Below are 20,368 nucleotides of genomic sequence, written 5' to 3'. Positions count from 1 at the left end.
TCCCCCCACACCCATGGAGCCGGCATGACCTCAACAGCACGACGCATCAGGAGAGTCGGGACCGGTCTGATCGCCGCCCTGGCCCTGTTCATGCCGGTGTCCACCGGTATCGCGACCGCCGCCGCCCAGGCGTCGATCTGCAACAAGTACTGCGACGCCCGCGACCCGGCCCTCTCCCCGGGTGACCGCCAGCCGGTGAGCGCGAGCATCTACTCCCGCGGCATCGCCCTGCACTTCGACGACACCGACGCGATGGGCTGGGCCTCGATCACCAACGGCAGCCCCGGCGACGAGGTCTGGCTCGACCGCTCCTTCGACGGCGGCCGCACCTGGAGTTCGGGCAGCAAGCTCGGCGACGCCACCGTCCCTGCGGGGCAAGGAGGTTGGCGCACCCTGATGTACAACGTCGACGACTGGAACGCCCTCGGCGTCGGTGCTCTGCGCGCCTGCGGCAAGGCGGGGGACCGGGCCGAGATCGCCTGTACGGCGTGGGCCCGGACGACGTGGAACGCGGGCAGCCGACCGACTGCCGCCGCCACCGCGCTGATGCAGTCGTACAACCTGGGCACCGGCCTGTTCGACACCACCGGCTGGTGGAACTCGGCCAACGCCCTGACCGCCCTGATCGACAACATCCGCGTGACCGGCATGGCCAGCTACAAGTACGCGATCGCCAACACCTACGACCGCAACCTCTCCGCCCAGGGCGGCAACTTCACCAACGACTACATCGACGACACGGGCTGGTGGGGGCTGGCCTGGGTCGACGCGTACGACCTCACCGGCGACTCCCGCTACCTCAACACCGCCCGCGCGGACGCCGATTACATGGCGCGGTACTGGGACTCCACGTGCGGCGGGGGAGTGTGGTGGAGCACGGCGAAGACCTACAAGAACGCCATCGCCAACTCCCTCTACCTGGAGTTGAACGCCGCCCTGCACAACCGCATCGCGGGCGACACGACGTATCTCGGCCGGGCCAACGCCGAGTGGTCGTGGTTCAAGGGCACCGGCATGATCAACGGTTCCCATCTGGTCAACGACGGCATCAACTTGGCGACCTGCGGCAACAACGGCGACACGACGTGGTCGTACAACCAGGGCGTGCTGCTCGGCGGTCTGTCGGAGCTGTACCGCGCGACCGGGGACTCGGCTCTCCTCACCACCGGCCGTCAGATCGGGGACGCCTCCACCACGTCGACTGCTCTCAACTCCGGTGGAATCCTGCGGGAACCGTGCGAGTCGAGCGGCTGCGGTGGCGACGGTCCGTCCTTCAAGGGCGCGTACGTCCGGGGTCTGGGCGCCTTCAACTCCCGCCTGTCCGACCGTCCTTACACCACCTACGTCAAACGCCAGGCCGACGCCGCGTACGCGAACGACCGCGACTCCCTCGACGCGTACGGGCTGCACTGGGCCGGACCGCTGGACTCCACGGACGCGGCCCGGCAGCAGAGCGCGCTCGACCTGATGAACGCGGCGAACTGACAGACCGTCACTCAGCCTTTCCCGGTGAGCAGTCGTCGCGGATTGGCGATACGAAAGGCGTAGGCCGCCGCTCCGCCCAGCCCATGGCCGGGATACCGGGGCGGCTCCGCGTACGGTCGGTCCGAGCCCTGGACCACGGCGTTCACGCCGAGGGCGCGCACGATCGCGTGGACGGCGGTCGGGCCGTAGGACGACGTCTCCACGAACACGCCCGGGTTGTCCGCCAGTTGCTGCCCGCCCCTGGCCGCCATTCGCTCGCCGTGCAGCGGGGCGAGTCCGGCCAACAGGGCGAAGCACACGCGCAGGCGTGGATGACGCGGTCGGCCGAAGGCGCGGAAGGCGTACCAGGCGGCGTGCATCTGCTGGACGTACGGCACCATCGCGGGCCACCAGGCGGGGTCCGCCGAGTCGCCCACGGCAGGCCCCGGGTGGACGAAGAGCGGGAGGTCGCGTTCTTCGAGCAGATCGAGGAGCGGTGCGCAGCGGGCGTAACCGGCCGCGTCCGCAAGGGAGTTGGCGGGGAGCTGAAGCCCGGCGAAGCCCCGGTCCAGGTCCTTGGTGGTCGCGTCCGCGTCGATGTCCCGTACGCAGGCCGCCGCCCAGCCCCCGAACGGCTCGGGCAACGCTGCCACGCCGTCGTGGTAGGCGTCGAGCAGGGGCCGCGCCTCGGCCTCGGGCAGCCACTCCACGCCGATCGGGGCGGACAACGAGACGAGGACCCGGTCGAGACCGTCGGCGGCGGCGAGTTCGGCGCGCCGGGCGAGGTCGTGGTCGGCGGGCGGTATCTCGAAGGGCGGCTCACCGTCCAGGAACAGCGTCCAGCCGTCCAGGAACGGCGGTTCGCGGCGGGCGCGCAACGCCGTCACCAGCGAGGGGGTCCACAGATGCTGGTGTACGTCGACGTTGGTCATGTCGCTTCTCCGGCCCAGGCGTTGAGTGTGCTGCGGACGTCGAGTTGGTCGAGTCGTGCTCCACGGCATCCGCGCCCTGCCGGGGACCGGTGCACACCGGAGTGGACGTTCGCGGCCACCAATGGCTTCTCCCCATGTCCTGTCATGTGTGAACCTAGCGCCTGGGCCTGTGATGATCGAGTGGTGGGGAGTAAGGGGCGGGCGTACGGTCGAATCGTGAGTATCTAGTGGACGGAGCCGTTCACTTACCTCTCGCGAGTGCGATCCGCCATGAGCAGCAGTCCTCGGCAAGCCCCCGCAGCGCAGAACACCACCCGGGAATCCGGCGGTGGTGGCAGCACGATGGCGCTGCTGGTCATCGCGTCCTGTCAGCTGATGGTGGTCCTGGACATCACCATCGTGAACATCGCGCTTCCGCACATCCAGAGTTCGTTGGGGTTCTCGACCACCAGCCTGGCCTGGGTCGTCAACGCGTACACCCTCACCTTCGGCGGTCTGCTGCTGCTCGGTGGGCGGGCCGGGGACATTCTCGGGCGGCGGCGGGTGTTCGTGTTCGGGGTGCTGCTCTTCGTACTCGCCTCCCTGCTGGGCGGGTTGTCGCAGAACTCCGGTGAACTCCTCGCCGCACGCGCCCTCCAGGGGGTCGGCGGTGCCATCGCCTCCCCGACCTCCCTCGCCCTGATCAGCACGACGTTCCGCGAAGGACCGGAACGCAACCGGGCGTTCGGGGTCTTCGCCGGTGTCTCGGCCGGCGGCGGCGCGATCGGGCTGCTGATGGGCGGGATCCTCGTCGAGTGGCTGAACTGGCGCTGGGTGCTCTTCGTCAACGTGCCCATCGGACTGCTCATCGTCCTCGCCACCCCGCGCTGGATCCGCGAGTCCGAACGCCACCCGGGCCACTTCGACATCACCGGCGCGCTGACCTCCACCGTGGGCATGGTGCTGCTGGTCTACGGCTTCATCCGGGCCGCGCAGGAGGGCTGGAGCGATGGGCTCACTCTGGCCTCGTTCGGTGCGGCCGTGGTCGTCCTCGCCCTGTTCGTCCTGGTCGAGCGACGTTCCCGGCAGCCGATCACCCCGCTGCACATGTTCCGCGACCGCAACCGCGCCGGGACCTACGGCATCATGCTCTGCCTCTCGGCCGCGATCTTCGGCATGTTCTTCTTCCTCACGCTCTTCGTGCAGGACGTGCTGGGCTTCAGCCCACTCATGGCCGGCTTCGCCTTCCTGCCGGTCAGTGCCGTCATCGCGGTCGGCGCGGGCCTGGCCTCGCGGTTCCTGCCGACCTACGGCCCCAAGCCGTTCATGGTGGTGGGCGCGATCCTCGCGGCGGGCGGTCTGTCCTGGCTGACGCTGACGGACGTCGACTCCACGTATCCGGGCAGTGTCCTCGGCCCGATGCTGGTGTTCAGCCTGGGCATGGGCATGGAGTTCGTCTCGCTGACCCTGATGGCGCTCTCCGACGTGCCTGTCCAGGAGACCGGCGCGGCCTCCGGACTCCTCAACGTCATGCAGCAGGTGGGCGGTTCGCTGGGACTGTCCATCCTGGTCACGATGTTCGGTACGGCCAGCCGCAACGAGGCGAAGGACCAGATCCCCGCGTTCCTGTCCCGGGCGACTCCGGCCGAACGCATCCGCTTCCGGCGGACCGGTCAACTCCCGGGCAACTGGGGCGATCACGTCCTCACCGCCGGGGTCTCGGCCGCGTTCGTGATGGCCGCGATCTTCACGGTCGTCGCCGCGCTGATCGCCGTCATCGTGATCCAGGTCGGCCCCTCCGACCTCGAACGCCTCAAGGGAGGCACGGGAGTTGGACCGGTCTGAGCATCAACACCCCTGGTCTGAACGCCAACGCCCGTGATCTCAACGCCAACTCCCCTGACACGGAAGGTCTTTACTGGCCCTTCGGTATCTGCTGCTCGAACCACACCACCTTCCCCGTGCTCAACCGCGTCGCCCCCCAACGCTGGGCGAGCCGGTCGACCAGGAACAGACCCCGGCCGCCCTCGTCTCCCGGCGCCGCCTGCCGCATCCGGGGCACCTGGGGCGAGTCGTCGGTCACCTCGCAGCGCAGCACGTCGGTGCGCAGCAGCCGTAGCGAGATGGGGCGCGAGGCGTACCGTACGGCGTTCGTGACGACCTCGCTGACCAGGAGTTCCGTGGTGTCCAGCAGGGCGTCCAGGCCCCAGCGGCGCAGCACCCGGCGGGTCAGCCGGCGGGCCTGGCCCGCGGTGAGGGGGTGGGGGTCGAGGTGCCAGTAGCCGACGCTGTCCGGCGGGAAGCCGTCGAAGCGGGCGGTGAGCAGCGCGATGTCGTCGTCGCGGGGGCCCGGCGCCAGCGCGGTGAGGATCCGGTCGCACAGCCGGTCCAGCGAGGAGCGGCGGTGCCGGTGCGGGGTGGACTGGAGGTGGCTGCGCAGCGCCTCGACGCCCGTCCCCACGTCCGTGTCGCGGGACTCGACCAGGCCGTCGGTGTACAGGACCAGGGTGGTGCCGGTGGGCGCGGGCATCTCCACGGACTCGAAGACGACGCCGCCGACGCCGATCGGTGCGCCCGGCGGGACCTGGAGGACCTCGGCGTGGCCGTTCGGGCGCAGCAGTACGGCGGGCGGGTGGCCGGCGTTCGCCATGAGCAGGCGGTGCGAGATCGGGTCGTAGATCGCGTACAGGCAGGTCGCGATGTGGTCGCTGCCGAGCCGCTGGGCCTGTTCGTCGAGGTGGTGGAGGACCTCGTGCGGGGGCAGGTCCAGGCCGGCGAGGGTCTGCACGATGGTGCGCAGCTGGCCCATGATCGCGGCGGAGGTCATGGAGTGGCCCATGACGTCACCGACGATCAGCGCGACCCGGCTGCCGGGCAGCGGTATCGCGTCGTACCAGTCGCCGCCGACCTGCGCGGTCTTCGAAGCGGGCAGGTAGCGGCTGGCCAGTTGGATGCCGGTCGGCTCGGGCAGCGACGACGGGAGCATCGTGCGCTGAAGGGTGTCCGCCACGGAGGCCTCGTGGCCGTACATCACCGCCTTCTGGACGCCGATGGCGGTGTGGGTGGCGAGCTGGGAGGCGACGAGCAGGTCGTCGGCGGTGAACGCGGAGCGGTCGGGGCGGCGCAGCAGGACGACGGTCCCCATGACGTGGTGGCGGCCGTGCAGCGGGGCGATGATCAGCCGGCGGCCCGGCGGCAGCGTGCCGTGCGCGCTCGCCGCGGGGCCGAGCAGTTCGGCCACCGCGGGGCCCACGTCCGATACGTCGCCGAAGGCCGGCCGCCCGGCCAGCAGCAGCTTCGCGAGCCGGCCGTCGAGCGTCGGCTGCACCCGCTCCGTCACGCTCGCGTACTCGGCGTGCGGCATCAGCAGCGCGGACCTCGCCTCCGGCGCCCGGTCGATGCTGTGCAGCTGCAGGACGACGGGCGTCGCCGACCTCTCGTCCCCGACGGGCAGCGGATCGTGCAGATGGATCACGATCGCGTCCGCGAAGGCGGGCACCGCCGCCCACCGCAGTTCCCGCAGCGTCTCGTCCAGGTCCATCCCGCGGGCGATCCGCCGGGTGGCGACATCGAGGTACTGGAGCCGGTCCAGCTGCCGCACAGGCGTCCGGCCGAGCGGTACGACGGCTGCCGGGCCGCTCGACGAGGCGCCTCGCCGGGCGGTTCCGGCGGGGCCTTCGCGGGGGCTGGGTTGCTCCGTCACACGTTTCGTCCCGTCACTGGAGCGGCCGGGCGGCCGCCGTGTCGGTGCTACGGCCTCAGTCGCGTCGTCGGCAGCAGAGGAAGACCTGTTCCTCGGGCGGGACGTCGGCGGTCGCCGGGGCGTAGGTGTAGGAGGTCTCCTTCACGATCTCGAAGCCGGCCGTGTCGAGGATCTTGTGCAGGTCTTCGAGGAGATAGCCGGAGACCCTGATCGTGTGGCCGAGGAAGGGGATCGCGAAGTCGTCCACATGGGCCTCCACCATCGACAGGGCGAACAGGCCGCCCGGCTGCAGCAGGTGGTGGATCGTGCGCAGGGCGAGCGGGATCTCCGCGCGCGGGAGCATCAGCAGGGAGAAGAACGCGGCGACGCCGTCGAAACGGCCCAGGTCGCTCGGGCCGCCCGGGCGCAGGTCGGCGAGGTCCAGCTGGTGGAACGTGGCGGTGGGGACGTATCCCTGGGCCAGCTCCACCATCCGGGCGGAGAAGTCCACGCCGACGACCTCGCAGCCCGCGTCGGCCAGCTGCCGGGTGGTCGGCACACCCGTGCCGGAGCCGAGGTCCAGCACGCGGGCGCCCGGCGCGAGGGATTCGATCAGCCACTCACCCGCGCCGACCTGGCCCTCTTTGTGCGGGAAGGCCTCGTCGTACCGGTCCCCGATGGCGTCGAAGGCCTCGGCCTGACCGGTGCGGTCGAGCCGCAGGCTGCTGTAGTCGGACCCGTCGTTCGTTGCGCTCACTGAAGTGGCCTTTCGTCCGCGCATAGAGGATTGTCCCACAAGTCCGTGAAGCGATGTTTTGGCGGAAAAAGAACGTGAGGGGCGCCCTGGGGCACCCCTCACGGAACGTCGAGGGCGAGGAAAGCGAACGGACTGGATTGAATGCCCGCAGGCAGCGGAGAAGGAAGCCCGTTCATGGCCTCGCCGCAGCCGACGCTATCAGTCAGGCGGGGATCAAGTCGCGCAGATTTTCGGAAGTCACGACCCGAGATCCCGCGGGCAGCTCGTCCGGGCGGCGCAGACCGATGTAGGTGACCGGACCACCCTCCGGGACGCCCTCGCCGTCCCACAGCGTCACCGTCGTACCCTCCCCGCTCATCAGCTCGACGAGATGCCGGACCGTGAGCTGCTCCCGCTCCACGATGCCGCGCAGCAGGTTGGCCACCGTCACCCGGTTCTCCTCCACCCGGTTCGCCGACGGACTGCCCTTGAGGTACAGGTGCAGCCACTTCGCCCGCCAGCCGCCGTCGTCCCCGCGCAGGAACACCAGCGGCAGCGCGACCCGGCCCGCACCGCGCAGCTCCGACTTCATCCGCACGGTACGCGGCTCGAACGGCCGCCCCCGCTGCTCGCCCTCACGCAGCATGAACCCGAAGAACGACTCCTCGACCTCCTCGAAGCCCTCGCCCGCGAAGATGTTGACCTGCGGCACGACGAACGCCCCGCGCACGGCACCCAGTCGCAGGTTGATGAACTCCGAGGCCCCGTCCGGCGCTTCGACGATGTCACCGGAGTGCTCGCCCTCGACCTCGGTGAGCGAGGTGTACGACAGCCACGTGTTCGTCGAGTAGTCGGCGTTCAGCATCAGCGCCGACAGATCGAAGTCGGTCCGCTGCGCCCTCTCCTTCCAGTACACGAAGAAACGCAGCAACTCGCCCTCGATCATGGAGAGGGACCCCCGCGGCAGCACCCCGAGCCCGGCCGCCGTCGCCTTCCCGCTCAACGGCAACGCCACATCGAGCACCTCCGGATCGACCAACAGCCGCTCAGGGGAAGGCAGTCGACGCCGCGTCTCGTCATCGAGCGCGCCAACCAACCGCTCCCGCTCCACCGGTCCTACGGTCGCCCGCTCGTCGTCGGTCACCCAGGCCCGGCCGCGCCGGTTCACGAAGACCCGCAACTCCCCGGTCTCCCGGGCCCTGTTGTGCAGATGCTCGCGCACCGACAGCACGACCCGGCCGGACACCTCGGGCGCGACCAGCTCCGCGGCGGCCACCACGGCGTCCCGCTCCTCCTGCGTGAGCGCCGTGCGCAGCAGCCGGTCCAGCGCGCGGAACAGCTTGCCCGGCGCGGACTTCAGCAGCTCCACCGCGCCCAACAGGTCGCCCTCCGCGAGGAGTTCCTCGATCCGGCTGTCGAACGAGGGCGCCTTCAGCTCACCCCGCGCGACCGCGAACACCTCGGCGGCGCACGGCCACCGCGGGTACTCGTGCGGGTGCAGCCGCTCACCGAGCCGCTTCCACGCCTCGCGGCGCACACCCACGTCGGCGAGCTTGGCGGGCGACGCGGCGACCACCGAGTCCAGCGCCGCGAGCAGTGCCCGCCGCACCGGACGTGACAGCGACCGGAAACGGGTCGGCTCCACCAGCGTCACATCGCCGTCCGACAGGGCACAGGCCAGCCGCAGCACATCGGTGACGGTGTCCAGCAGCAGCTCCGAACCCACGTTCAGGCGGGCCTGGTTGACGAGCGCGCGGTTCTCCCGGACCGGGATCTCCTCCGGCTGCGGACCGTCGGCACACCGCTCGGCCAGGGCCAGCAGGTCGTGCCGGTGCTCCTCGCCCAGGGGTGTGGTGCTGCCGGCCAACGCCAGGTACAGCGTGGTGAGTTCGTCGGCGAGCTCGCCGCCCGCGTGCAGTACCGTGAGCCGGTCACCCGCCGCCGCGATCAACTCGTCCTGTGCGGCCAGCAGTTCGGCGTACGTGTGCTGGTACCTGCCGTAGGTCGGCAGGCTGAGGAGGTTCACCACGCCGTTCCGCAGCTGCTTGAGCGTCGAGGCCGGGGTTTTCTTGTCCTGGATCGCCTCGGCGACACACGACATCCAGAAGTCCACGGTGTCGGGCACGTTGGCCGGGAAGTCGAAGAAGTAGGCGTTGTGCTGCACGTGATCGCCGACCAGCTCGCGGACGGTCCCCAGCGTGCGAACGGCGATGCCGACGACTGTCTCCTCGGACAGCCCCGACAGCCGTTCCAGCAGGTCCGCGGAGAGCTTGAAGCCCACGGAGAGCAGCACGGCGTCGAACTGCCGCGCAGCGGTGGCGCCTTCACCCACGGGAGTCGTGGGGAGGGGGACGCGGAATGTGTGCCGGATGACCAGCGGTTCGAGTCGGTCGATCATTCCTGCATGCTCCCAGAACCGAACAAGCGGGCGCATTCGCGTTTACGACCCCGGGCGCCCGACCAGCCAGTCGTACGCCCTCTGCGCACTGAACTCCGCTTGCCCGCCCCGGAGTAGCAGCCCCGCCGTGGCGAACTCGGGGGCGTCGGCCTGCGCGGCCACGTACGGGATCGCGATGCAACGCATCCCGGCCGCGTGCGCCGCCGCCGCGCCGGGAGCCGCGTCCTCCAGGACCACGCAGTCGGCCGGAGCCGCCCCCAGCCGGCGCGCGGCCTCCAGGAAGACGTCCGGCGCGGGCTTGCCGTGGGCCACCTCGTCCGCCGAGACCACGGTCCGCAGCGACGCGTCGAGCCCGGTGCCCGTCAGGATCGCGTCGATGGCCTCCGGCGACGAACCCGACGCCACCGCCATCGGCACCCCCTCGGCCGCGAGCAGCTCCACGAACTTCCGCATCTCCGGGTACACACGCGTGGCGGCCCGGGCCAGCGCCAGATAACGGCGGTTGGTCTCCGCGAGCAGCTCCTCCACCGGCGCCTTCAGGCCGTGGCGCTCCTTCAGGAGGACGAGGGTCTCCTGGGTGCTGATGCCGACGAAACGCTCGTGCTGCGCCCAGGTGAAGTCCGGGACGCCGTGCTCGGCGAGGGTCTGCCGGGTGGCTTCGTAGTAGTTCGGCTCGCTGTCCACGAGTGTTCCGTCGAGATCGAGGATGACCGAGAGGTCGCCGAGGTTGCTCATGGGTTCAGGATGCCAAGGGTCACTGCCCGGCCGCGCGGCCGATCGACTCCACCAGCGGCAGCAGGCGGTGCGGGACGCGCTCGCGCAACACCATCTCGGTCCGGGTGCGGACCACTCCCGGCAGGCTGATCAGCTGCTGGATCACGTCCTCCAGGTGACCGTTGTCCCGTGCCACGACCCGGGTGAGCAGATCCCCGCCGCCCGTGATCGAGAACGCCTCCACGATCTCCGGTACGGCGGCCAGCGCGTCCCCGACCTCGTCGAGATGCCCCTGGGTGACCTCGATGTGCACGAACGCGAGCACCGGGTGCCCGAGCGCGGCGGGGGAGAGGGAGGGGCCCGTACCGGTGATCACCCGGTCCCGCTCCAGCCGGTCGAGCCGCGCCTGGAGCGTGCCGCGCGCGACGCCGAGCAGCCGGGCGTACTCGCGCACGCTGGTACGCGGCTGCTCCAGAAGCAGCCTGAGGATGCGGGTGTCGAGTTCGTCCACGCTCATGGCAGAAAACTGTACCAATGGCCCTACCCTCGGCGACTGCGCCAATGGCACACCTGATCGCGAGCCACTTGAGCCACTCGCCTCAATGATGCTCTCATGGGCATGTCGATGGCGCTGCGGACCTCCGCGGCGCCTTTTTCATGCCGGTGTTCGGCCGGTGTCCAGGGGCGATCGCAGGGGGCGGGAAGCAGTGCTGAAAAGGGTGTTCGTGGCTCCGGACCCGGGGCGCGCGCGGCTGCGGTTCGCCACTCGGGCCGTCCTCGGTATCGGCCTCGCGGTCGTCGTCTGCAGCCTGACCGGACAGTCCCTCGCGGGCGCCGTCACCGGCGGTCTCGCCGCGCTGCTCGCCCTGTTCACGGTGACGGACCCCACGGTGCGCGGGCAGACCGTCACCACCGCCTTGCTGCCCTGCGTGGGCCTGCCGGTGCTCGCCGCCGCGGCCGAACTGCACGACCACCCCGTCGCCCGCGACCTCACCTTCCTCGCCGTGGTCGGCGCCGGCGTCTACGCCCGCCGCTGGGGACCGCGCGGCCACAGCCTCGGCGTCTTCGCGTTCATGACCTTCTTCGTGGCGCAGTTCCTGCACGCGACCACCGACCAACTGCCCGCGTTGTACGCGGCAGTTGGCCTCTCCGTCCTCACCGCGGCGACGGTCCGCTTCGGCCTCTGGTGCTACGAACGCCGACTGCCCCCGACCGCCGTACCCGCACCGACTGCCGCTGGCGGCCTGGCCCGGGTGACCACGAGGCAGGCCGTCCAGGCGACCGCCGGTGCCGGATTCGCCCTCGTGGTGGGCCAGTTGGTGTCCGGGCAGCGCTGGTACTGGGCCGTCGGCGCCACCTGGTGGATCTTCGTGAACACCGCCTCGCGCGGCGAGACCGTGGTCCGCGGCTTCCGCCGCGTCCTCGGCACGGTCCTCGGCATCGCTCTGGGCCTGCTCGTCGCCGTCCCGGTCCAGGGCGCCCCCGTGCCCACCGCGCTCCTGGTCGCCGCCTGCGTCTTCGTGATCTTCTACTCGGCCGCCGTCTCCTACACCTGGATGATGCTCGCGGTGACCATGCTGGCCGAGCTGCTCTACGGCCTCCTCGGCGTCCTGAACCCCGGCCTGCTGGCGCTGCGGTTCGCGGAGACCGGCGTCGGCGCGCTCGGTGCCGTGCTGGCCGTCCTCCTCGTGCTCCCGGTGACCACCCACACCACCACCGACGCCTGGATCCAGCGCGCCCTGCGCTGCGTCCACACCTGCACCGCCGAGGCCGCCGCCCGCCTCGCCGGTTCCGCGACGGCCGACCCCGCCGGACGCGTCGCCGAACTGGAGCAACTCCTGGGCCGGGTACGGTTGTCCGTCGCCCCCCTCGTGCACCCGCTGAACCCGATGCTCGGCCGCAAGCGCCGCGCCCGCCGCGTGCTCGCCCTGCTTGACGACTGCGCCCGCGAGATCCGCGGTCTCGTGACGGTGGCCGCCGACCCCGAGGCCTCCCACGATGCCCGCCTCGCCGCCGCTTGTTGGCGCGTGGAGACCGCGGTCGAGGCGCTCACCGACGGCGACGCGTCACACCTCACGGCCACGTCCGCCCGGCCACCCGCCGAGCCCGCGCTGGCCCACCTCCACGGCCTGGAACGCGCCCTCGCCGACCTCGCCGAACCCCTGCGCGCACGGTCCGGTTCGCGGCTCGTCGGAGCGTGAGCGGGTACGGGTGCGAGACGTGAGCCGGTACGGGAGCGAGACCCGTACGGCCGTGCAGCAAGCTCCGGGATTTGGTCTAGACCGGTCATGATCGGCTGCTACCGTCACCCCGGACGGCACTGACCGAGAGGGGACAGCGGTGGCAGACGGCGACAGGCGGGGACGGCGGGCCTTCATCGGGTCGTTCACGGCAGCGGGCGGCCCGGGTGTCGTCACGGCGGCCGTGGACGCGGACAGCGGCGCGCTGACCGTCCTGAGCAGCGTCGACGGCGTCCCCGACCCCTCGTATCTCGCCCTGGCTCCCGACGGGGGCACGCTCTACGCCGTCAGCGAGACGGCCGAGGGTGCGGTGGCCGCGTACCGCGTGAACGGCGACAAGCTGGAGCCGCTCGGTACGCCGGTGCGCGTCGGCGGCGCGGGACCGACCCACCTGAGCCTGTTCGCGGGGCACGTCCTCACCGCCGACTACGGCTCCGGCAGCGTCACCGCCGTACCGGTCCGCCCGGACGGCACCCTGGCGAACCGCCCCTCCGGACAGCTCCGGCACACCGGCTCCGGCCCGCACGAACAGCGCCAGCAGGGTCCGCACGCCCACCAGATCCAGCCCGACCCGAGCGGCCGTTGGGCGGTCAGCGTCGACCTCGGCACCGACTCCGTGCGGGTGTGCACGCTGGCGGACGGCCGCCCCGTACTGCACCGCGAGATCGCGCTACGGCCCGGCTCGGGCCCCCGCCACCTGGCCTTCCACCCGGACGGCAGCCACGCCTACGTCCTCAACGAACTCACCCCGACCGTCACCGTCTGCCGCTGGGACGCCGAGAGCGGCTCGCTGAAGCCGCTGACCGAGGTGGCGGTCCTGCCCGGTCCGCCGGACGGCGACGCCGCCTACCCCTCCGGCATCGTGACCTCGCCGGACGGCCGCTTCGTCTGGACGGCGACCCGCGGCGAGGACGTGCTCTCCGTGCTCGCCGTCGAGGGCGACGGGCTGCGGCTGGTCGGCACGGTCCCCTGCGAGGGCCACTGGCCGCGCGCGCTCACCGAGGCCGGAGGCCACCTGTACGTCGCGAACGAGCGCTCCGGCGATGTGACTTGGTTCACCGTCGACCCCGCGACGGGTATCCCGCGCCGCAGCGGCTCGATCAAGGTGACCGCCGCGTCCTGCGTGATCTTCGACTGACCCGGCTGTCGTCTCCGCAGCATGCCGAAGGGCCCGCTCCCGCGTGAGGAGGGGCCCTTTCGGCGCTACGGCGTTACACGTGCCGGTTGGGTCAGCGAACCGGTGCGCCCTGTGCCTGTGGCTGGGCGATACCCAGCGCCGTCGTGTACTTGGCGAGCGCGAGCTTGCCGATCGCCGGGTACGGGCCGAGCGCCTCGGCGGCGGCACAGCCGGCCTCGGCGGCGGCACCCTGGAGCAGACCCGGGTCGATCTCCGGGCCGATAAGGTACGGCGCCAGCGCCAGCTGCTGCGAGCCCGAGCCGCGCAGCTGCTCCGCGATGGCCGCGATCGAACCCTCCTGGTCCAGAGCCGCCGCCATCACCGGCACGGCGAGACGCGCGGCGAGCAGCATGCCGGTGATCCCGGCCGCCTGCACGGCCTCCTCGCCGCCCACGGACGCGAGGATGATGCCGTCCGCGGCGGTCGCCACGGTGAACAGCCGGGCGCGGTCGGCACGGGCCAGACCCGCCTCGGACAGCCGCACGTGCAGCGCCTCGGCGAGCAACGGATGCGGGCCGAGCACATCGGTCAGGTCGGCCGCGACACGGCTGTCCATGACGGCCTGGCGGACCTGACGCAGCAGCGCGCTGTCCGGACCGGCGAGCAGCGGAACGACGACGGCCACCGGCCCGTCGGGCTCCTTGACGTCGGCACCGGCGGCCCTGGCCTGCTCGAAGCGGGCGGTGCGCTCTTCAGCGGCGTGCGCGAGCACGGACGTCAGCGTGGGGAACTCGGAGTCGTCCCCGTCGAGATAACCGATGCGGCCGTCGAGACCGGGCAGCTCGGAGCGCGCGATGCTCACGACCTCCTCGGCGAGGCTGCGCGTGGCGGCGCTGGGCGTGCCCGGCACGGCCAGAACCAGCGCGGGCGCGCCCTCGGGAGCCGCCAGCTGCTCGGGTCGGCGGTGCCGCCCGGGCTGGCGAGGTCGCGGCATTCGTACTGGCAGGCCGGACGCGGGCCCAGTGGGGGAGCTCATGGCGAGGCATGTTACTGGCTTCTGGGGCTCCCCTGTTCGGGGAGGGTGCAGGTGAGCGGTATCCGTCCTGTTTTGTCTGATGAGTTACGTACGGATCAGAAGCGATCACCTTGTCCCTTTGGGATCGCCACGGAGTCCCGTTGGGCTCACCACGGAGAGCATCACGCCGTCACACGGCAGCGCGAGCGCACCCGCGGCAAGATCACGCGCGATCCGCACGGCACCGTCCAACGGATCACCCGCCGCCGGAACCACCCGCGCATGCGGCAGCCGTTTCGCCAACTCCTCGTGCAGCGGTACGAGGAGAGGCTCGCCCATCTGGAACAGGCCACCGGTGAGCGCGACTTGGGGCTCGCCGCCGGCCGGGCAGACCGCGACGGCGGACTCGGCCATGTGCCGGGCGGCGGCGCGCAGGATGCCGGCCGCCACCGGGTCGTCCGCGGCGCACTCGGCGACACGGGGCGCGAAAGCGGCGAGTACGGCGGGCCGGTCCGACCGCGGATACACCTGGCCAGGCAAGCCCGCCATCGCCCCGAACTGCTCCTCGGCACAGCTCAACAGCGCCCCGGAACCACCGTCCCGCCCGTCGTACGCCCGCAGCGCCGCCTCCAGCCCGGCCCGCCCGATCCAGGCCCCGCCACCGCAGTCGCCGAGGAGATGCCCCCAACCGTCGGCTCTTCGCCACCTGGTGAGATCGGTGCCGATCGTGATCAGCCCGGTACCGGCGGCGACCACGGCACCGGGTCGCGCCCCGAGGGCACCCACATAGGCGGTGACGGCATCAGCGGCGAGCGCGACGGTCCGCACCCCGAACTCCCGGGCCAGCGCCCCCGGCAACTCGGCCCGCAACCCGTCCCCGAGGGTGGCGAGCCCGGCGGCTCCGATCACCGCCGTACCCAACTCACCCACTGTGGCCTTTTCGGCCAACACCCGCACCATGGGCGCCAGTTGCTCCATGAAATGTCCGGGATCGATGCCACGTGCACCGGTCCGAACGGGTTCCCCGGACGAGAGCGGAGCCGAGGTCCGGCTGCCACCGACCTCGCCCACGACGACACGGAGCCCGGAGCCTCCCGAGTCCACGGCGAGGAATCTGCCCACGTCATCCGGTGAACCGTCCCCCGGAACCGTCACGGCAGACGCCAGTCCACCGGTTGTCCTCCCTGCCGGACCAGCAGGTCGTTGGCGCGGCTGAAGGGGCGGGAGCCGAAGAAGCCGCGGTCGGCCGACATCGGGGACGGGTGCGAGGACTCCACCGAGGGCAGGTCGCCGAGGAGGGGCCGGAGGTTACGGGCGTCGCGGCCCCACAGGATCGACACCAGCGGCTTGCCGCGCCCCGCCAGCGCCCGTATCGCCTGCTCGGTGACCTCTTCCCAGCCCTTGCCGCGATGCGCGGCCGGACTGCGCGGGGCCGTGGTGAGCGCCCTGTTGAGCAGCAGCACCCCCTGCTGGCTCCACGGGGTCAGATCGCCGTTGGACGGCTGGGGCAGCCCCAGGTCCGTGTTCAGCTCCCGGTAGATGTTGAGCAGGCTCGGCGGCAGCGGACGTACCTCCGGAGCCACCGAGAACGACAGCCCCACCGCGTGCCCCGGCGTCGGATACGGATCCTGTCCGACGATCAGGACGCGGACGTCGTCGAAGGACTGCTGGAAGGCGCGGAGGACATTCGGTCCGGCCGGTAGATAGGTGCGCCCGGCGGCGATCTCCGCGCGCAGGAAGTCCCCCATCCCGGCGACGCGTCCGGCCACGGGTTCCAGGGCTTTCGCCCAGCCCGGTTCGACAATCTCATGCAACGGTCGTGGTGCCACGGGCGTCACCCTACTGCCGTACAGGGCCCGGCGATCAACCGGTGCTCGAAGCCCGACCGAGAACGACCGAACCGTGGACGCGTGTGAACGAAGCCTCGCCGCAACGGAGTTCGCGCCCTCACCCGACGACCGCCGCCCGCACGCACAGCACATCCGGGAGATGCGACGCCAACTGCCGCCAGCTGTCCCCGTCGTCGTCCGACGCGAACACCTCGCCGTTGCGATTGCCGAAGTACACGCCCGCCGGGTCCGCGTCGTCCGTGCACATCGCGTCGCGCAACACCGTGCCGTAGTGATCCTCCGACGGCAGCCCCGCCGACAACGGCTCCCAATTCAGGCCGGCGTCCGCCGTACGGAAGACCCGGCACCGGTGCTCGGCGGGCACCCGGTCCGCGTCGGCGTTGATCGGGAAGACGTAGGCCGTGTCGCCGCGGTGAGGGTGGGCCGCCACCGCGAAGCCGAACGTGGACGGCAGGCCCGCGCCGATGTCCGTCCAGTGCGCGCCCGCGTCGTCGCTTCGGTACACACCCCAGTGGTTCTGCAGATACAGCCGGTCCGGGGTCGCCGCGTCCTGCGCGATCTTGTGCACGCACTGGCCGAACTCCGGGTTCGGATCCGGCAGGAACACCGCGGAGACACCGGAGTTGGACGGCTCCCAGCTCTCGCCCCCGTCGCCCGTGCGGAACACCCCGGCCGTCGAGACGGCGACCGTCACGGCCTGCGGGTCGCGCTCGTCGGTCAGGACCGTGTGCAGGCCTTCTCCGCCGCCGCCCGGAACCCACCGTGAACGCGTGGGGTGCTCCCAGAGGGGGCGGACGAGTTCGAAGCTCTCGCCGCGGTCCTCGGAGCGGAACAGCGCGGCCGGCTCCGTGCCCGCGTACACCACGTCGGGCTCGGCTGCCGCCGGGTGCAGCTGCCAGACCCGCTCCAGCGAAGCCCCCGTGTCCTTCGGGAACTTGACCGCGGGCCGCGCCGGCTCGGCCCAGGTGCGGCCCAGGTCGTCGGAGTGGAACACGGACGGACCCCAGTGAGAGCTGTCACCACCCGCCAGCAGTCTCGGTGTGGGGCCTCTGGTGTCGACAGCGACCGAATACAGCGCCTGCGCGTTGAAGTACGGACTCTCGTCGAACTCCCAGATCCCACCCCGCTTACGCCCGATGAACAGGCCTTTTCGCGTGCCCACCGCGAGCAGTACCTCCGTCATGCCGGTCACCTCCGCTGCGTTTTTGGCGACTTTGCCCCCATCACCAGCCAGTCTGCACCCCACCACTGACAGTCACCCCCGGAACCGGCATCACCGCAGGTCAGGGAGGTGCTACTGACGTCAGGGGCAGTTCTGCGGGGGCCTCCCGCGAAGCGCCTGCGAAAGGCCCGGCAGCCATGGGAACGTCGAGTCGGGGTATTCGTCGTGAGCATCGAGGAGACGTCTCCCGTATGGGAGGGCGGTTCGGCATGTCAGTGCGTTCATGAGGAGGATGCCTTCGATGGCGTTCCGAGGTCCGAAGGTGTGGCTGTGGCGGTGGCGGCGGAATCCGCTGAAGCGCCGTGCCGATGCGGTGGAATCGTGGATCGTGCTCGGCGCCTGGCTGATCACCGTCCTCGCCGGGGTGCTCGCCGGTCTGACGGCGACCCAGTCCGTCGAGAACGAGCTGGCCCAGGAACGCGTCGACTGGAAACCCGTGGTGGCCCTCGTGGTCCAGGACGCGCCGGGCTCCGCCCCGGCGAACTCCAGCAGGACGAGCGGCGAACCGGTCTGGGCGAAGGTCCGCTGGACGGCCGTTGACGGTTCCTCGCACACCGGCCAGGTACGCGTCCCCTCCGGCAGCGCGATAGGCACTCCGGTGACCGTATGGACCGACCCGCGGGGCCACCTGGTCACCAAGCCCGCCACCGCCTCACAGGCCCAGCTGCGGGCCGTACTGATCGGCACCCTCCTGGGCGTGGGCGCGGCGGCCGTCCCCTTCGTCAGCGCCCGAGCCCTGCGCATCCGGCTGGAACGCCGGCGCATGGACCAGTGGGACGAGGAGTGGGCACGCTTCGGCCCCCTGTGGGGGCGCAAGACGGGCTGAGCGCCCGGCACGGCGTCACGAGCGCCCCTGGTACGCGGATCGCATGCGCACAGGGGCCCTCGTCATGCCCGTCGTACCGGACGCGCCCCGACTCACCCCACCCGCACCTCCCGGCACACCTCCAGCAACCGCTCGTCCTCCAGAACGTCCTGGCTCCCGTGCCCGCCCGACCGCACCAAATGCCGTCGTGGCGCGGCGAGTTCCGCATCCACCAGGTCATACAGCGGCTCCCCGGCCGCACCCATGTCGACCAGACACGCGGCAATGACGCCCCGCACACCCGGATGCTCCACCCACGCCGAACGCAGCACCGGAAGCACCCCCTCCGCCTCCCCGGTGACCCGCCACAGCGCACACGCGCCCGCCGTCCGCTCCCACACGCACTCCGTCTCGACCAGTCGCGACAACCCGGGCACCGCAACCCGCGCGGACGCGCCGAGCCGAGCCAATACCTCCGCGGCAGCCCGACGCCGCACCGCGTCCCGCCCCGCCAACTCCCGTATCAACACCGGCAGTACGGCCGACGCATCCCCCTCCACCGACCACAACGCACCCGCCGCCACCCCCGCGCACTCGGACTCCAACAGCCCCCGCAGCACCGGCACGACCCCCTCCGCACCACCCCCGAACACATCGAGCGCCCGCACCGCCGACTCCACCACCCGGGGCCTCGACCGCACCCCGTCCGCCATCCCGCGCAACAACCGCAACACCTCGGGCACCGCCTCCCGATCGGCGAGCGCGGTCAGCGCCGACAGCAGCGGTACGGCACGGTCGTACGTCTCGGGGGAGTCGAGGGGCACCCGGCCTAGCAGGTGGCGTAGCGCCGGGGCAAGTGGTGCGGCGGAGTGGCCGAGATGGACGATCACGCGCCCCAGATCGACGGGGACGACCGGCTGTGCGAGCACTTGGGCCAGCACCGGTGTCGCCCGTGGATCGCCGCTGCGGGCAAGGGCCTTGAGCGGACCGCCCAGGGTCGGCGCCCGGCGTTCCCAACGCTGCACCCACAGGTCGGGGCGTGCGATCACCAGCGTGTTGAGGTGGTCGGCGGCAGGCGCGGCCAGGTGGAAGAGATCGCCCAGGACCGACACCGCCGCGTCGCGCAACCGGTCCGACACCGCCGTACCGAGCAACGGCCGTGCCCCCGCGTACAGTTGCTTCCCGATCAGTTCGACCGGCGCCGCGTAGTCGGCCCGCCACTCGCGGAACAACCCTGCCGACATCCACACCCCGTTGCACCGGTCGGCCGCGTCCGGGCTGGTCAACTGCCCTTCCAGCAGGGCGATCCGGTCGCTCACGCGCCCGCCGAGCGCGGTGTGCAGCGTGCGCAGCAGCAGCGCGCCCTCCTCGTCCGAGGGCCGCAGTCGCCGTAACCGTCCCGCGAGCGTGTCCGGGTCCGGACCGTCGGGATCGTCCCGGGTCAAGCGGCCCGAACGGCGCTGCTCGGACCGCTCCCCGAGCAGCTCGACGACGGTCGGTACCAGGTCGGCGGGGAGCAGATCGGGTGCGCAGCCCGCGAGTTGGCCGAGCGCGGCGAGCCGTAGACCGGGGTCGTACGGCGGAGTGCCGAGCATCAGCAGGATGTCCAGCGCCTCGGGGGCGTGGGCCGGATGCTGCCTTACGAACAGTCCCACGCTCTCGGTGAGGGCGAGCAGGACCCGATCGTCGCGCTCCACCGTGATCCGCTGCCGCAACAGGCCCAGCACGCGCGCGGGTTGGGCGAGGAATCGGACGAGCGCTTCGGCCGCCGCCCGGCGTACGTCGGTGTCCCGGTCCCCGAGGAGCACGGCGAAGACCTCGGCGCCTGCGCGGACGGCTGCGTCCGCCGCCCCGGACCCGTCACCCGCTTCCGCGGTCTCCTCCGGTGCGTGTCCGCGTCCGATGCCGACCAGAAGTTCCACCAATCCGCCCCGGTCCGCGACCTCTTCGCAGGCGGCGAGCGCGAACAGAAACGGAACGCAGGCGAGCGTCGAGTCGTACACGATCCCCTGGTGGTGCACCGCGCCGTACATCCCGTCGAGCGCGCCCGCCCGCTCGACGGGGTCCGTGGAGGCCAGTCCCCAGAGCAGTCCGGGCACGTCCTCGGCACTGCCGTACGCATGGCGCAGTGAGGCCCAGTCGACCTCGTCGATCCCCGTGAACACGTTGTCCTCCCCAGGCGCAGTGCCAACTGATCGCGAGTCTGCACCACTC

Annotated in this window: 16 protein-coding genes; 5 read left to right on the top strand and 11 right to left on the bottom strand. The window is 71.4% G+C overall.

Annotation, left to right across the window (positions count from 1 at the left end; genetic code table 11):
• Positions 1–24 precede the first annotated feature (24 nt).
• Positions 25–1,485 (top strand): glycoside hydrolase family 76 protein, encoded by a 1,461-nt coding sequence (locus tag SPR02S_RS39880; protein ID WP_019062626.1) that lies wholly within the window; start codon positions 25–27, stop codon positions 1,483–1,485.
• An 11-nt stretch (positions 1,486–1,496) separates the two neighbouring features.
• Here the strand turns inward: SPR02S_RS39880 and SPR02S_RS39875 are convergent, their stop codons facing one another.
• Positions 1,497–2,396, bottom strand: coding sequence for an amidohydrolase family protein (locus SPR02S_RS39875; protein WP_019062625.1), 900 nt, complete (start codon positions 2,394–2,396; stop codon positions 1,497–1,499).
• A 342-nt stretch (positions 2,397–2,738) separates the two neighbouring features.
• Here SPR02S_RS39875 and SPR02S_RS39870 point away from each other — a divergent pair, with 342 nt between their 5' ends.
• A complete protein-coding gene (locus SPR02S_RS39870; RefSeq protein WP_019062624.1) occupies positions 2,739–4,220 on the top strand; it encodes an MFS transporter in 1,482 nt (493 codons plus the stop codon).
• Between the two features lie 70 nt (positions 4,221–4,290).
• Here the strand turns inward: SPR02S_RS39870 and SPR02S_RS39865 are convergent, their stop codons facing one another.
• From SPR02S_RS39865 to SPR02S_RS39845, 5 genes are all read right to left on the bottom strand, one after another.
• Positions 4,291–5,916, bottom strand: a complete 1,626-nt coding sequence (locus tag SPR02S_RS39865; protein WP_373283398.1) for a SpoIIE family protein phosphatase — start codon at positions 5,914–5,916, stop codon at positions 4,291–4,293.
• A gap of 217 nt (positions 5,917–6,133) precedes the next feature.
• Positions 6,134–6,838, bottom strand: a complete 705-nt coding sequence (locus SPR02S_RS39860; RefSeq protein WP_052347120.1) for a class I SAM-dependent methyltransferase — start codon at positions 6,836–6,838, stop codon at positions 6,134–6,136.
• 178 nt (positions 6,839–7,016) lie between these two features.
• Positions 7,017–9,191 (bottom strand): TerD family protein, encoded by a 2,175-nt coding sequence (locus SPR02S_RS39855; RefSeq protein ID WP_019062621.1) that lies wholly within the window; start codon positions 9,189–9,191, stop codon positions 7,017–7,019.
• Positions 9,192–9,233: 42 nt separating this feature from the next.
• Positions 9,234–9,926 (bottom strand): HAD family hydrolase, encoded by a 693-nt coding sequence (locus SPR02S_RS39850; protein WP_019062620.1) that lies wholly within the window; start codon positions 9,924–9,926, stop codon positions 9,234–9,236.
• A gap of 19 nt (positions 9,927–9,945) precedes the next feature.
• Positions 9,946–10,422, bottom strand: a complete 477-nt coding sequence (locus SPR02S_RS39845; protein WP_019062619.1) for an Lrp/AsnC family transcriptional regulator — start codon at positions 10,420–10,422, stop codon at positions 9,946–9,948.
• A 190-nt stretch (positions 10,423–10,612) separates the two neighbouring features.
• On the opposite strand from SPR02S_RS39845, the gene SPR02S_RS39840 reads away from it, so the two are divergent.
• Both SPR02S_RS39840 and SPR02S_RS39835 read left to right on the top strand, forming a co-directional pair.
• Positions 10,613–12,106: an FUSC family protein gene (locus SPR02S_RS39840; protein ID WP_026151279.1), complete on the top strand. Its 1,494-nt coding sequence runs from the start codon at positions 10,613–10,615 to the stop codon at positions 12,104–12,106.
• A 139-nt stretch (positions 12,107–12,245) separates the two neighbouring features.
• Positions 12,246–13,283: a lactonase family protein gene (locus SPR02S_RS39835; protein WP_019062617.1), complete on the top strand. Its 1,038-nt coding sequence runs from the start codon at positions 12,246–12,248 to the stop codon at positions 13,281–13,283.
• 91 nt (positions 13,284–13,374) lie between these two features.
• Here the strand turns inward: SPR02S_RS39835 and SPR02S_RS39830 are convergent, their stop codons facing one another.
• The 4 genes from SPR02S_RS39830 to SPR02S_RS39815 all read right to left on the bottom strand — a co-directional run bounded on the left by SPR02S_RS39830 (position 13,375) and on the right by SPR02S_RS39815 (position 17,376).
• Positions 13,375–14,298 carry a sirohydrochlorin chelatase gene (locus tag SPR02S_RS39830; RefSeq protein ID WP_078623143.1) on the bottom strand — a complete coding sequence of 308 codons (924 nt, stop codon included), beginning with the start codon at positions 14,296–14,298 and terminating at the stop codon, positions 13,375–13,377.
• Positions 14,299–14,403: 105 nt separating this feature from the next.
• Positions 14,404–15,432, bottom strand: a complete 1,029-nt coding sequence (locus SPR02S_RS39825) for an N-acetylglucosamine kinase (protein WP_019062615.1) — start codon at positions 15,430–15,432, stop codon at positions 14,404–14,406.
• Complete coding sequence (locus tag SPR02S_RS39820; RefSeq protein ID WP_026151277.1) at positions 15,429–16,106, bottom strand: uracil-DNA glycosylase; 678 nt, start codon at positions 16,104–16,106, stop codon at positions 15,429–15,431. Before SPR02S_RS39820 ends, SPR02S_RS39825 begins: the two co-directional genes overlap by 4 nt.
• A gap of 118 nt (positions 16,107–16,224) precedes the next feature.
• On the bottom strand, positions 16,225–17,376 hold the full coding sequence (locus tag SPR02S_RS39815) for a WD40/YVTN/BNR-like repeat-containing protein (protein ID WP_078623142.1): 1,152 nt from the start codon (positions 17,374–17,376) through the stop codon (positions 16,225–16,227).
• A gap of 214 nt (positions 17,377–17,590) precedes the next feature.
• Between SPR02S_RS39815 and SPR02S_RS39810 the strand changes: the two genes are divergently transcribed.
• A complete protein-coding gene (locus tag SPR02S_RS39810) occupies positions 17,591–18,175 on the top strand; it encodes an Rv1733c family protein (protein ID WP_019062612.1) in 585 nt (194 codons plus the stop codon).
• Positions 18,176–18,267: 92 nt separating this feature from the next.
• On the opposite strand, the gene SPR02S_RS39805 is transcribed toward SPR02S_RS39810, so the two are convergent.
• The gene (locus SPR02S_RS39805; protein WP_019062611.1) at positions 18,268–20,319 is read right to left on the bottom strand and encodes a hypothetical protein; all 2,052 of its coding nucleotides are present in this window, start codon (positions 20,317–20,319) and stop codon (positions 18,268–18,270) included.
• Between the last annotated feature and the right edge of the window lie 49 nt (positions 20,320–20,368).

It is taken from the genome of Streptomyces prunicolor NBRC 13075, from assembly GCF_000367365.1.
Lineage (GTDB): Bacteria > Actinomycetota > Actinomycetes > Streptomycetales > Streptomycetaceae > Streptomyces > Streptomyces prunicolor.
This window is presented reverse-complemented; position numbering and strand designations above follow the sequence as displayed.

Bases quoted from the DNA above. Each gene is read 5' to 3' on its own strand.
- SPR02S_RS39845 (WP_019062619.1), bottom strand. From the start codon at position 10,422: ATGAGCGTGGACGAACTCGACACCCGCATCCTCAGGCTGCTTCTGGAG.
- SPR02S_RS39830 (WP_078623143.1), bottom strand. From the start codon at position 14,298: ATGAGCTCCCCCACTGGGCCCGCGTCCGGCCTGCCAGTACGAATGCCG.
- SPR02S_RS39810 (WP_019062612.1), top strand. From the start codon at position 17,591: ATGGCGTTCCGAGGTCCGAAGGTGTGGCTGTGGCGGTGGCGGCGGAAT.
- SPR02S_RS39875 (WP_019062625.1), bottom strand. From the start codon at position 2,396: ATGACCAACGTCGACGTACACCAGCATCTGTGGACCCCCTCGCTGGTG.
- SPR02S_RS39860 (WP_052347120.1), bottom strand. From the start codon at position 6,838: ATGCGCGGACGAAAGGCCACTTCAGTGAGCGCAACGAACGACGGGTCC.
- SPR02S_RS39850 (WP_019062620.1), bottom strand. From the start codon at position 9,926: ATGAGCAACCTCGGCGACCTCTCGGTCATCCTCGATCTCGACGGAACA.
- SPR02S_RS39865 (WP_373283398.1), bottom strand. From the start codon at position 5,916: ATGGACCTGGACGAGACGCTGCGGGAACTGCGGTGGGCGGCGGTGCCC.
- SPR02S_RS39880 (WP_019062626.1), top strand. From the start codon at position 25: ATGACCTCAACAGCACGACGCATCAGGAGAGTCGGGACCGGTCTGATC.
- SPR02S_RS39855 (WP_019062621.1), bottom strand. From the start codon at position 9,191: ATGATCGACCGACTCGAACCGCTGGTCATCCGGCACACATTCCGCGTC.
- SPR02S_RS39870 (WP_019062624.1), top strand. From the start codon at position 2,739: ATGGCGCTGCTGGTCATCGCGTCCTGTCAGCTGATGGTGGTCCTGGAC.